Annotated in this window: 9 protein-coding genes and 2 tRNA genes; 6 read left to right on the forward strand and 5 right to left on the reverse strand. The window is 62.6% G+C overall.

What is annotated here, in order from left to right:
- Positions 1-19 precede the first annotated feature (19 nt).
- The 3 genes from ACQKPZ_RS24915 (at position 20) to ACQKPZ_RS24925 (ending at position 4,100) form a co-directional block, all read left to right on the forward strand.
- Positions 20-1,312, forward strand: a complete 1,293-nt coding sequence (locus ACQKPZ_RS24915) for an adenylosuccinate synthase (RefSeq protein WP_138219144.1) — start codon at positions 20-22, stop codon at positions 1,310-1,312.
- Between the two features lie 211 nt (positions 1,313-1,523).
- Positions 1,524-3,458, forward strand: coding sequence for a methyl-accepting chemotaxis protein (locus tag ACQKPZ_RS24920; RefSeq protein ID WP_427543384.1), 1,935 nt, complete (start codon positions 1,524-1,526; stop codon positions 3,456-3,458).
- Positions 3,459-3,632: 174 nt separating this feature from the next.
- Positions 3,633-4,100 (forward strand): DUF2867 domain-containing protein, encoded by a 468-nt coding sequence (locus ACQKPZ_RS24925; RefSeq protein WP_427543387.1) that lies wholly within the window; start codon positions 3,633-3,635, stop codon positions 4,098-4,100.
- Positions 4,101-4,194: 94 nt separating this feature from the next.
- Here ACQKPZ_RS24925 and ACQKPZ_RS24930 read toward each other — a convergent pair whose 3' ends face one another.
- The 5 genes from ACQKPZ_RS24930 to ACQKPZ_RS24950 form a co-directional block, all read right to left on the reverse strand.
- Positions 4,195-5,760: an ABC transporter permease gene (locus ACQKPZ_RS24930; protein WP_427543390.1), complete on the reverse strand. Its 1,566-nt coding sequence runs from the start codon at positions 5,758-5,760 to the stop codon at positions 4,195-4,197.
- Positions 5,760-6,773: an extracellular solute-binding protein gene (locus tag ACQKPZ_RS24935; protein ID WP_391129463.1), complete on the reverse strand. Its 1,014-nt coding sequence runs from the start codon at positions 6,771-6,773 to the stop codon at positions 5,760-5,762. Before ACQKPZ_RS24935 ends, ACQKPZ_RS24930 begins: the two co-directional genes overlap by 1 nt.
- Before the next feature lie 226 nt (positions 6,774-6,999).
- Positions 7,000-8,025 carry a class I SAM-dependent methyltransferase gene (locus tag ACQKPZ_RS24940; protein ID WP_427543393.1) on the reverse strand — a complete coding sequence of 342 codons (1,026 nt, stop codon included), beginning with the start codon at positions 8,023-8,025 and terminating at the stop codon, positions 7,000-7,002.
- Between the two features lie 126 nt (positions 8,026-8,151).
- Positions 8,152-8,238, reverse strand: a tRNA-Leu gene (locus ACQKPZ_RS24945).
- Between the two features lie 88 nt (positions 8,239-8,326).
- A tRNA-Leu gene (locus ACQKPZ_RS24950) sits at positions 8,327-8,413 on the reverse strand.
- Positions 8,414-8,685: 272 nt separating this feature from the next.
- Here ACQKPZ_RS24950 and rnr point away from each other — a divergent pair.
- From rnr to rpsF, 3 genes are all read left to right on the forward strand, one after another.
- The gene (gene rnr / locus ACQKPZ_RS24955; protein ID WP_427543396.1) at positions 8,686-11,271 is read left to right on the forward strand and encodes a ribonuclease R; all 2,586 of its coding nucleotides are present in this window, start codon (positions 8,686-8,688) and stop codon (positions 11,269-11,271) included.
- Positions 11,268-12,014, forward strand: a complete 747-nt coding sequence (gene rlmB / locus ACQKPZ_RS24960; RefSeq protein WP_427543399.1) for a 23S rRNA (guanosine(2251)-2'-O)-methyltransferase RlmB — start codon at positions 11,268-11,270, stop codon at positions 12,012-12,014. Before rnr ends, rlmB begins: the two co-directional genes overlap by 4 nt.
- 329 nt (positions 12,015-12,343) lie before the next feature.
- Positions 12,344-12,524: 30S ribosomal protein S6 (gene rpsF, locus ACQKPZ_RS24965; protein WP_126870709.1), on the forward strand; the 181-nt coding region annotated here is incomplete at its 3' end.

Below are 12,524 nucleotides of genomic sequence, written 5' to 3' on the forward strand. Positions count from 1 at the left end.
GTGAATGAGGACCAATGTAATGGGTAAGAATGTCGTCGTCCTGGGCACCCAGTGGGGTGATGAGGGCAAAGGCAAGATCGTCGATCTGCTGACCGAACATGCTGCCGCCGTAGTGCGCTACCAGGGTGGCCACAACGCGGGCCACACCCTGGTGATCAACGGTGAAAAGACCGTTCTGCACCTGATTCCGTCCGGCATCCTGCGTGAAGGCGTACAGTGCCTGATCGGCAACGGCGTGGTCGTTGCCCCGGACGCCCTGATGCGCGAAATCACCAAGCTGGAAGAGAAGGGCGTACCAGTGCGCGAGCGCCTGCGCATCTCCCCGGCTGCGCCGCTGATTCTGTCGTACCACGTGGCCCTGGACCAGGCCCGTGAAAAAGCCCGTGGCGAAGCCAAGATCGGCACCACCGGCCGTGGTATCGGCCCGGCCTACGAAGACAAGGTCGCACGCCGCGGCCTGCGTGTGGGCGACCTGTTCCACCGCGAGCGTTTCGCTGCCAAGCTGGGTGAGCTGCTGGACTACCACAACTTCCAGCTGGTGAACTACTACAAAGAGCCGGCCATCGACTTCCAGCAAACCCTGGACGAGTGCATGGCCTACGCAGAACAGCTCAAGCCGATGATGCTCGACGTCACCGCCGAGCTGCACAACCTGCGCCGCGCCGGCAAGGACATCATGTTCGAAGGCGCCCAGGGCTCGCTGCTGGACATCGACCACGGTACCTACCCGTACGTCACCAGCTCCAACACCACTGCTGGCGGTATCTCCACCGGTTCCGGCGTTGGCCCGATGTACCTGGACTACATCCTGGGTATCACCAAGGCCTACACCACTCGCGTAGGTTCCGGTCCGTTCCCGACCGAACTGTTCGACGAGACTGGCGCCACCCTGGCCAAGCGTGGCCACGAGTTCGGCTCCACCACCGGCCGTGCCCGTCGTTGCGGCTGGTTCGATGCCGTCATCCTGCGTCGCGCTATCGACGTGAACAGCATCTCGGGCATCTGCCTGACCAAGCTGGACGTGCTGGACGGCCTGGAAACCATCAACATCTGCGTTGGCTACAAGAACGAGAACGGTGCCGTCATCGACGCGCCTTCCGATGCCGACAGCTACATCGGCCTGGAGCCGGTGTACGAAGAGATGCCAGGCTGGAGCGAATCGACCTTGGGTGCGAAAACCCTGGAAGAGCTGCCGCAAGCTGCGCGTGACTACATCAAGCGCATCGAAGTACTGGTTGGCGCGCCGATCGACATCATTTCGACCGGCCCGGACCGCAACGAGACCATCGTGCTGCGTCACCCGTTCGCCTGATCTGCCCTCCAGGCTGATCTGACGCCGTGGCCCTGAAAAGGGCCGCGGCGTTTTTGTTTGTGTTCTCCTGTACTGGCCTCTTCGCGGGTACAGGAAAACCCATTGCTCAACCTTGGCGCATATCCCTGCTGCCCCCGGCACAACCCTTGCTGTAAGAAGTTTCTGTAGATGCCATCAAAATAGTGGCGCCAGAAAACACGAGGGTTACACCGTGTCTGCCATCCTCTCACTGTTACGAAGCCGCCTTTTGCGGCCTGTGTTTGTTGCCCTTGGTATCGCTCTTTTGGTGCAAGTGCTGGTTGCCGTTGCGCTTACCCGAAGCACGGTTACTGCGCTGGAAGCCGACCTGGGCGAACGCCTGGGCAATGACAGCCGCCAGCTGGCCAGCGAACTGGAGCAAGCCGGGCAAGATGTGCGTTCGGGCCTGGATGGCCTGTCCAGCAGTACCCGGCAGCGCTTGAGTGCAGGGTTGTCCGAACGCCTGCAAAACGAGCAACAGCAACTGCGCAGCACCCTGGAAAAAAACCTCAAGGACTCTGCCAACGACATGGCCGAGCTACTGGCCTCGGTGGCGCCGCGTGCTATCTGGGACAACGATGTGCCGGTGCTCTCCGACTTCGCCCGGCGTGCCCAGCGCAACCCCAACGTGCTGTTCGTGGTTTACGACGACGCCCAGGGCCAACACCTCACCCGCTACCTGAACCGGCAAAACCCGATCAACCAGGCCTTGATGGACAAGGGCCAGGGCGAGCGTGCGCTGGACAAAGTCATCGACGCAGCCCGTCGTGATCCGGCTGTGTACTTCGTCGAAGCACCGATCAACCCCAATGGCGCAGAGATCGGCAAGGTGGTGATGGGTGTTTCCACCGCAGGCATCGACCAGGAGCTCAAGGCTCTGGACCAGCGCTTCGCGGCGCTGATTGCCAGTGGTGAGCAACTGGTTGGCGACAGCCTGGTCGGTGCTGCCGCCGACAGTGGCAAGACCCTGCGTGAGCGCCTGGAAAAGGCACAGGGTAGCGCTGCGGCCATGCAGGCCAACACCGCTCAGACCGTGCGCGAGGCCGCTGCCGAGTTGCGCTGGCGTATCGGCCTGGGCCTGGTGGTAGTCGGCCTCGGCGTGTTGCTGGTGGTGGCCGTGGTGCTTGGCCGCCGGGTGCTGAGCAAGCTGCGCCTGTTGATTGCTGCCCTTGACGACCTGGCCGCGGGCGAGGGCGACCTGACCAAGCGTGTACCACTCGACAGCCGCGACGAGATTGGTGACATGGCTTCGGCAGTGAACCGCTTTGTCGACAAGCTGCAACCGATCGTGCGCGAGGCGGGTGAGGTGGCGCAGCGTACCGGCGTGGAGATTGGTGCGATGGCCCAGCGCAATGCCGGCGCCGATGCTGCCGCTGCGTTGCAGCGTGATGAAGTGGCTGCGAGCCTGCGGGATCTTTCGAGCATGGCCGATGAGGCGCAGGCCGAAAGCCACGCGATGCAGGCGGCTTTGCAGCAAGTGGTGGATATCCGCCAGGCCACGGACGAGAACAGCCGCACTTCGACCCAGCTGGCCGGTTTGATCGAAAATCTGGCCGGGCAGGTAGACGCCGGCTCTCAGGTGATCGAGCGCCTGGCCAAGCAGAGTGAACAGATTGAAGTGGTACTGACGGTGATTCACGGTATTGCCGAGCAGACCAACCTGTTGGCTCTGAACGCCGCCATCGAAGCAGCTCGTGCTGGCGAGACCGGCCGTGGGTTTGCCGTGGTAGCCGATGAGGTACGGGCGCTGGCGAGCAAGACGCAAAGTTCCACGGGGGATATCCAGGCGCATATCGCTGCGCTGCAGAAGGGTGCCAAGGAGGCTGTGGCCACCATCAGCCAGGCCGGGCTGAAAGCCAGCGAAGGGCTGCTTGTGCTACGTGACAACGAGCGCCGGCAGCAGTCGGTACAGGCGGCGGTGGAGCAGGTGCACGCGGCCATCGGCCTGGCGACCCGCGCGGCCGAGCAGCAGGCGAATGGTGCCCAGGCGGTGCGGGGGCGGGTGGAGACCATACATGCCCAGGCAGAGCGCTCGGCGGAAGTGGTGATGCAGACCACGGCCAGTAGCAAGGTGCTGGATGATCTGGCGGCGCAGTTGCGCGCTAGCCTGGGCCAATTCAGGGCCTGACGCGGTCCCTGTGGGAGCGGCCTTGTGTCGCGATGGGCTGCGCAGCAGCCCCAGGATATCGGCACCAGCGCAGAAATTGCCGGGGCTGCTGCGCAGCCCATCGCGACACGAGGCCGCTCCTACAGAGGGCGTTGTTGCTATGATGGCGGCTACACATGGCAAAGGGAGTTGTTCATGTCTGCCCAACTGGTCGCCGCCCCGGCCGATCTGGACTTCCTTCACCGCGATGGCATCTCCGTCAGCGCCCCCATGACAGCCCTCCAGGCTTACTGCGCCATGACCTCGGACGTTCCGGGCTGGCTGGCCACGGCTTTCCGCCTGCGCGACTTCGTCTCGCGCCGATTCAACGTCACGGCCATCCACGGCTTCTCATCACGCAGCCCCGAACGGGTGCCGGCAGTGGGTGAGCATCTGGACTTTTTCAGGGTCGAGGCCATCAGCGATCAGCAATTGGTTCTGACCTCGCGTGACACGCACCTGGCTGTGATGGTGAGCATGGATCTGGGTGAGCAGAGCGATGGCCGGCAGCGCTTGAGCGTGACCACTTCTGTGAAATGCTTCAATCGCTTCGGTCGGCTTTACATGTTGCCGGTCGGCAAGGCTCATGGCCCGATTGTGCGCCGTATGCTGCGTAACATCTGATGGCCTCTTCGCGGGCGCGCCCGCTCCCACAGGTACTGCGCAGGCCCTGAGAGCGGCGCGGTACCTGTGGGAGCGGGCAAGCCCGCGAAGAAGGTTACGCCTTGTTCAGGTACATCCGCGTTGTCAGCAGATAAACCGGCAACCCCGACACCACAATCAACAGCGCCGCATAAGGCGCCGCCGCCGCGAACTCGACGTTTGCCGTGTGCGCCCACACCTCGGTCGCCAAGGTGTTCATGCCGGTAGGGCTGAGCAGCAGCGTGGCAGTCAGCTCCTTCATGGCATCCAGGAACACCAGCGCAAACGCTGCGGCCATGGCCGGGAAGATGATCGGCAGGGTCACCCGGCAGAACGCCGTGAAGCTGCTGGCACCGAGCGTGCGTGCGGCCTCCTCCAGCGTTGGCGAGGCCTTGTTCAGCGCAGTGCGCACCGGCGACTGTGCCAGTGGCAGGAACAGCAGCGCATATGCCAGCAACAGCAATGCCGTGGTCTGGTACAGCGCCGGCACGTAGTGCAGGGCGAAGAACACCAGTGTCAGTGCAATGACCAGGCCGGGCAGGGCGTGCAGCAGGTAAGGCAGGCGTTCGGCCCAGATTGCCAGGCGGCCTTTGTAGCGCACCACCAGGAAACTGATCGGCAGGGCCAGCAGCACGCAGAAGCCGGCACCGCCCAGCGACACCGACAGTGAGGTGAACAGCGCCTTGGAGATGGCTGCTACCGGGAACGCCGCCGACGAACCCACGCTCAACCAGTAGCCGAGCATGGCCAGCGGAATGCCACTGCCCAGCACGGCCAGGCCCACGCAGAACAGCTGCGCCGGCACCGTCCAGCCACGCAAGCGTACCGGCTGCGCGCGGCGTGCCACACCTTGCCCGATGCGCACATGTCGGGCCTTGCCGCGGACCCGCAGCTCCAGCCACAGCATCACCAGGCACATCGCCAACAGCACGGCAGACAGCATGGCCGCGTTGGCATTGCTGAACTCCAGTTCAAACTGCTGGTAGATCGCCGTGGTGAAGGTTTGCAGGCCGAGGATCGACAGCGCACCGAACTCCACCAGCATGTGCAGGGCGATCAGCAGTGCGCCGCCGAGCATCGATGGCCACAGCAGCGGCAGGGTCACCTTGATGAACACGCCCCAGCGGCTGCAACCCAGGGTGCGCGCCGACTCCTCAAGCGAGGTGTCGAGGTTGCGCAGGGTGGCGGCCACCGGCAGGAACACCAGTGGGTACTTGGACAGGGCCATGACCATGATCGCCCCGCCAAGCCCTTCGAAGTCCGAGCTAAGCGACACCCAGGTAAAGCTGCTGACGAACGACGGCACGGCGAAGGGCAGGCACAGCACCACGCCCCACAGCCGGCGGCCGGCCAGGTTGCTGCGCTCCAGCAGCCAGGCCAGGGCCAGGCCAACCATCATGCAGGTCACTGTCACCCCGACCATCAGCATCAGGGTGTTGCGCATCAGCCCCCAGACAAAGGGGCGCCACAACAGGTGCAAGGCTTCGCGCCAGCCGGCTTCCCAGGCTTTGATGGCGACATACAGCAGTGGCAGCAAGCTCATCGCCACCAGAAACAGCACAGGCAGCACCACCCAGATGGACGGGCGCTTGCGGCGCGGTACGAAGCGTACCGGCACCGGTTCGGACAGGGCGGCGGTCATCAGAGCAAGCCGACCTCGCGTTCAAGCTCGATGGCTTCCTCGGCATTGCCCAGGTCGGCCGGCGAGATCTTCGGCGGGCGCAGGTCTTCGAACGGCTTCAGGCCGCGGTCGGACACCATGCCCTTGTGCAGCGGATACTCGGCGGTGGTCTGGGTGATCACCCGCTGGCCTTCTTCGCTGGCCATCCAGTTGAGCAGCGCCTGGGCTTCTTTCGGGTGCTTGCTGGCCTTGACCACGGCCGCGCCGGAAATGGTCACCAGGTTGCCGGCATCGCCGTCGGCCAGGTAGTACAGTTTGGTGTCCAGCTTGCCGCGTTCGCGTTCAAGCGCGTACCAGTAGTAGTTGTTCACCAGTACCGCAGCCACTTCGCCCTTTTCCACGGCTTTGAGGGCGACCATGTTGTTGGTGTAGGTCTTGCCGAAGGCTTTCAGGCCGGTTAGCCATTCTTCGGTGGCTTCACGCCCGTGCATTTTCAGGATGGCCACGGCCTGCTCCTGGAATGCACCACTGGTGGGAACGTAGCCAACGCGGCCTTCCCACTCAGGGTTGGCGAAATCCATCACCGTGGTCGGCAGGTCTTTCTCGTCGATCTTCTTCGGGTTGTACACCACGATGCGCGTACGGGCGGTGATGCCCATCCAGGTACCGTTGGCGCCTACGTATTCCTTGGGCATCATGTTTGCGGTGGCGTCGTCGATCTTCGCCAGCAGGCCCAGTTCGCCCAGGTTGTTCAGGGGCGGGGACTCTTCGGTGTAGATGATGTCGGCGGGCGAACGGTCGCCTTCCTCGATGATCTGGCTGGCCAGCTGGTTGCTGCTGCCCTTGCGGATATCGATATGGATGCCGGTCTTGGCCTCGTAGGCCTTGGCGATGGCTTCGCCGATTTCCTTGTGCTGACCGTTGTACATGGTCAGGGTGACCGGTGCGTCTGCCATGGCGGCCGGAGCGCCGATGACCAGGCTCAGCACGGCGGCGGCCAAGGTGCGCATCAGCGGTTGCGGGCGGATCGTCATGCGGGTACTTCCTCGCTTACGGCTACATATTTGGAAACAATGGTAAACGAAATCGTTTCTCAAGTGGCCGCGTGACGAGAAATTCATGGGCAGACCATGGTTCAACCCTTGAGGGTTGTGCTGGATTCTTCGCGGGCATGCCCGCTCCCACAGGTATTGCGCTGCCCTCGAAACCAGCGGTATTCCCTGTGGGAGTGGGCGAGCCCGCGAAGAGGTCGGAGCAGGTTTACAGCTTACTGGCAATAACAGCGCTCACCGGCGCAACCGGATACCTAAGCCCATCCTGTTGCTGCACCTCGGCAAACCCCACTTCGCGCAAGCGCTGCGCCAACTCCCCGGCCGGCAACACATGCCGCCCCTGCATGCGCATATGCAGGTAATAAGGCAGCACCCGCGCCGCAGTCTCTCGGTCTTCGGGCACTTCGGCATGGCAGCATATCAGCACCCCGCCTGGGTTCAGCGCCGCATGCACCCTGCGCAGCACGCCATCAAGATCATCGGCAAAGTGGAGCACCGACGAGCACCAGATCAAGTCGTAGCCACGGCCAAAATCATCCCGGTCCAGGTCGCCACTGATAATCCCGAGACGCTTTTCCAGCCCGGCGCGCTCGATATTGTCCTGGGCCACCGCTGCGGTTTCGGCAAAGTCGAACACTGTCCCGTGCAAGTCGGGTAGCTGTCGGGCTAGTGCAATGGCTACCAGGCCCGGCCCACCGCCCAGGTCCAGCATGCGTTGCAGGGATGGCGCCTGTGGCAAGCGTTCGACCAATGCGCATGCCACGGCCACGGTAACTGCCTGTTGCTCCTGGGCAATCTGCACCCGTGCTGCTTCCGCCCAGCGTCGGGCCATTTCTGGCCCCGGTGCTGTTGCCGATGGCAGGCCATTGCGCAGCGCCTGTTCCAGTGTTTGCCCGGCCTGGCGCAGCACTTGATGACGAAAGAGCAGGGCATCGCCGCAATAGCTGCCGGCGCGCCGGCTCAAATAGCGTTGGGCGGTTTCGCCATTGCGGTAAAGGCTGCCCTGCACATCGCGCTCCAGCAGGCCCTGGGCCCAGAGCATTTCCAGCAGGTAGCCGGTATTGAAAGGTTCAAGGTCCAGCACAGTCGCCAACTGAGCGGGTGCGGTGAATTGCTCAAGGTGCTCGAACAGGTCGATTGTCAGTGCCACCCGCAAGGCATCGGCAGCGAGGCCTGCCAGTTGCAGGTCCCAGCACGCCTGGAGTGGGTGAGGGGTGGTCAGGTCCGTGCTCATCGTTCGCTCGCTCCATGAGAGAAAGCCCAATCCTAGATAGGAATCATTCTGGATTGCAATGAGGGAGGGGGAATACAAAAAACGCAGGCAAGAAAAAACCCACTAGCAAGCTAGTGGGTTTTTGTATGGTGCCCAGGAGAAGACTCGAACTTCCACGACCTTGCGGTCACTGATACCTGAAACCAGCGCGTCTACCAATTCCGCCACCTGGGCAAAGCTTTACATCATCTGTTGAAGGCGACTATCGTCAGCTTTCACACAGTAGTAACAGATCCTTGGTCATCTGTTACTTGAAAATATTTGGTGCCCAGGAGAAGACTCGAACTTCCACGACCTTGCGGTCACTGATACCTGAAACCAGCGCGTCTACCAATTCCGCCACCTGGGCACACATTCGAGATTATTTGATGCTTTACAGCGTCGCTAATCTCTACTACAACTTCGGGCTTGTCCGTCGTTGTGGTGCGCACTATACGGACGGTCCGGGGGGCTGTAAACCCCTCAAGCAAAAAAAATTTCAAAAAATTCAACTTGTTGATTCCACAGGCCTATTCCTGCTGTCTATGCAGTGCAGCAGGGGCTGTCCAAGGCCGACATTTCCGGTTTCAATACGCCTATGCCAGAATTCCTATCTATATACCCCAAGGTGAACCCCTTCTGATGGCCGATTGGCAATCCCTCGATCCCGAGGCCGCTCGCGAAGCGGAAAAATACGACAACCCCATTCCCAGCCGTGAGCTGATCCTGCAGCGCCTTGCCGACCGTGGCGAACCTGCTGCGCGCGAGGAGCTGGCGAAAGAGTTTGGTCTGTATGAAGAAGACCAGATCGAAGCCCTGCGCCGTCGCCTGCGTGCCATGGAGCGCGATGGCCAGCTTATCTATACCCGGCGCGGCACTTATGCCCCGGTAGACAAGCTGGACCTGATCTGCGGCCGCATCTCCGGCCACCGCGATGGCTTTGGTTTCCTCATCCCCGATGATGGCAGCGATGACCTGTTCCTCGGCCCGTCGCAAATGCGCCTGGCCTTCGATGGCGACCGCGCGCTGGCGCGTGTTTCCGGCACCGACCGCCGTGGCCGCCGTGAAGGCGTCATCGTCGAGGTCATTTCCCGCGCGCACGAAAGCGTGGTCGGCCGCTACTTCGAAGAAGGCGGCATTGGCTACGTAACCCCCGACAACCCGAAGATCCAGCAGGAAGTGCTGGTAACTGCCGGGCGTAACGGCGGCGCCAAGATTGGCCAGTTCGTCGAGATCAAGATCACCCACTGGCCAACCCCGCGCTTCCAGCCGCAAGGCGACGTGGTCGAAGTCATCGGCAACTACATGGCGCCAGGCATGGAAATCGACGTTGCCCTGCGCAGCTACGACATTCCGCACGTCTGGCCTGATGCCGTAGTCAAGGAAGCGCGCAAGTTCCGCTCCGAAGTCGAAGAGAAGGACAAAGAGAAGCGCGTCGACCTGCGCCACCTGCCGTTCGTCACCATCGACGGCGAGGATGCGCGTGACTTCGACGATGCTGTCTATTGCGAACCGCTGGGCAAGCTGCGCCTGTTCTCCGGCGGCTGGCGCCTGTATGTGGCCATCGCCGATGTGTCCAGCTACGTACGCCTGGGCTCGGCCCTGGACGTCGAGGCCCAGCAGCGCGGTAACTCGGTGTACTTCCCCGAGCGCGTGGTGCCGATGCTTCCCGAAGAGCTGTCCAACGGCCTGTGCTCGCTGAACCCACATGTCGACCGCTTGGCCATGGTCTGTGAAATGACCATGAACAAAGCCGGCCAGATGGTCGACTACCAGTTCTATGAAGGCGTCATTCACTCCCACGCCCGCCTGACCTACAACAAGGTCAGCAGCATGCTCGAACACGCCCGCACCCGTGAGGGCAAGGCGCTGCGCGAGGAGTACAAGGAGGTCGTGCCGGACCTGAAGAACCTGTACAACCTGTACAAGGTGCTGGTGGATGCCCGTCACACCCGGGGTGCCATCGACTTCGAAACCCAGGAAACCCGCATCATCTTCGGCGACCAGCGCAAGATCGCGGAAATCCGCCCGACCGTGCGCAACGACGCCCACAAGCTGATCGAGGAATGCATGCTGGCGGCCAACGTCGCCACTGCCGAGTTCCTGCAAAAGCATGGCGTACCGGCCCTGTACCGTGTGCACGACGGCCCGCCGCCGGAGCGCCTGGAAAAACTGCGCGCCTTCCTGGGTGAACTGGGCCTGAGCCTGCACAAGGGTAAGGATCCATCGCCGAAGGATTACCAGGCCCTGCTGGCGAGCATCGCCGGGCGCCCGGACTTCCACCTGATCCAGACCGTAATGCTGCGCTCGCTGAGCCAGGCTGTGTACAGCACCGAAAACAACGGTCACTTCGGCCTGAACTACGAGGCGTACACCCACTTCACCTCGCCGATCCGCCGTTACCCGGACCTGCTGGTGCACCGCGCCATCCGCAGCATCATCCGTTCCAAGGTCGATACCCCGCACGTCAAGCGTGCCGGCGCCATGAGCATCCCCAAGGCGCGCATCTACCCGTACGACGAGAACACCCTAGAGCAACTCGGCGAGCAGTGCTCGATGACCGAGCGCCGCGCCGATGAGGCCACCCGTGACGTGGTCAACTGGCTGAAGTGCGAGTTCATGAAGGACCGCGTGGGCGAAACCTTCCCGGGCGTGATCACCGCGGTGACCGGTTTCGGCCTGTTCGTCGAACTGACCGACATCTATGTAGAGGGCCTGGTACACGTCAGTGCACTGCCGGGCGACTACTACCACTTTGACCCAGTGCATCACCGCCTGTCGGGCGAGCGCACCGGGCGCAGCTTCCGCCTGGGCGATACCATCGAAGTCAAGGTCATGCGCGTCGACCTGGACGAGCGCAAGATCGACTTCGAAGTGTCGGACAAGACCCTTGCTGCGCCGATCGGCCGCAAGCAGCGCGGCGCTGCGCCGGCAGCCGACAAGGTTGAACAGCAGCCGGTGACCGAGGCGAAAGCCACGCCCAAGCCGCGTAGCCGCAAGAGCGAAACCGCCGAGGCGTACTTCCCGAAAGACGCCGTGCAGCGCAACGCCGAGGTGCGCAAGAGCCGCGAAATGAAAAAGGCGCTGATGAGCGAGGCACGCAGTGGCGGCCATGCCAGCAGCAAGTCGGACAAGGGCGGCAAGCCCTCTGGTTCCGGCAAGCCGACCAAGCACCGTAAAGGCCCGCCGAAGTCCGGTGCGCCACGCAAGAGCAAGAGCAAGTCATGAGTCAGCTGGAAAAGATCTACGGCGTGCACGCCGTGCAGGCATTGCTGCAGCACCATCCGAAGCGGGTCAAGCAGATCTGGCTCTCGGAAGGGCGCAGCGAGCCACGCCTGCAGGCGCTGCTGGCGCTGGCTGCGGAAAACCGCGTGCAGGTTGGCCAGGCCGAGCGCCGTGAGATGGATGCCTGGGTCGAAGGCGTGCACCAGGGCGTGGTTGCCGAGGTAAGCCCGAGCCAGGTGTGGGGCGAGCTGATGCTCGAAGAGCTGCTTGAACGCACTGAAACACCGCCGCTGATCCTGGTGCTGGACGGTGTCACCGACCCGCACAACCTCGGTGCCTGCCTGCGTACCGCCGATGCGGCCGGTGCCACGGCGGTGATCGTGCCCAAGGACAAGTCGGCAACCCTTACCCCGGTGGTGCGCAAGGTGGCTTGCGGCGCCGCCGAGGTGATTCCGCTGGTGGCCGTGACCAACCTGGCGCGTACCCTGGAGAAGTTGCAGCAACGCGGCTTGTGGGTGGTCGGTACCGCGGGCGAGGCCGAGCAGGAGATTTACCAGCAGGACCTGACCGGTCCGCTGGTGATGATCATGGGCGCGGAAGGCAAGGGCATGCGCCGGCTGACCCGCGATCACTGCGATTTCTTGGTGAAGTTGCCGATGGGCGGTAGTGTCAGCAGCCTGAACGTTTCGGTGGCGACCGGGGTTTGCCTGTTCGAGGCCGTGCGTCAGCGCCAGGCCAAACGCTGATCTTGTAGGAGCGGCCTTGTGTCGCGAAAGGACCGCAAAGCGGTCCCAGGGATCTCGGTGCTGATGCATAAATCCTGGGGCCGCTTTGCGGCCCTTTCGCGACACAAGGCCGCTCCTACAGGCGATAGGGCCCAGGCAGGCATAAAGTGTTTCAGGCTGTTCAAATATTCACCAATCACCTTGCTTGTGCGCCCCGGCTTCTCTACAATTGCGCCCCTTGCCGAGCTGGCAGGCGCGCATGTGCCTCCCCTCCGTGCAAGACATACAGTGTCATTCACTCCTTGTCTGACCAGATTCCCTGGCAGACTACTAACCCGTAAGGAGCATTCATGCGTCATTACGAAATCATCTTCCTGGTTCACCCGGACCAGAGCGAGCAAGTCGGCGGCATGGTTGAGCGTTACACCAAGCTGATCGAAGAAGACGGTGGCAAAATCCACCGCCTGGAAGACTGGGGCCGTCGTCAACTGGCCTACGCAATCAACAATGTTCACAAGGCTCACTACGTGA

It is taken from the genome of Pseudomonas sp. NPDC089547 (assembly GCF_050280665.1).
GTDB lineage: Bacteria > Pseudomonadota > Gammaproteobacteria > Pseudomonadales > Pseudomonadaceae > Aquipseudomonas.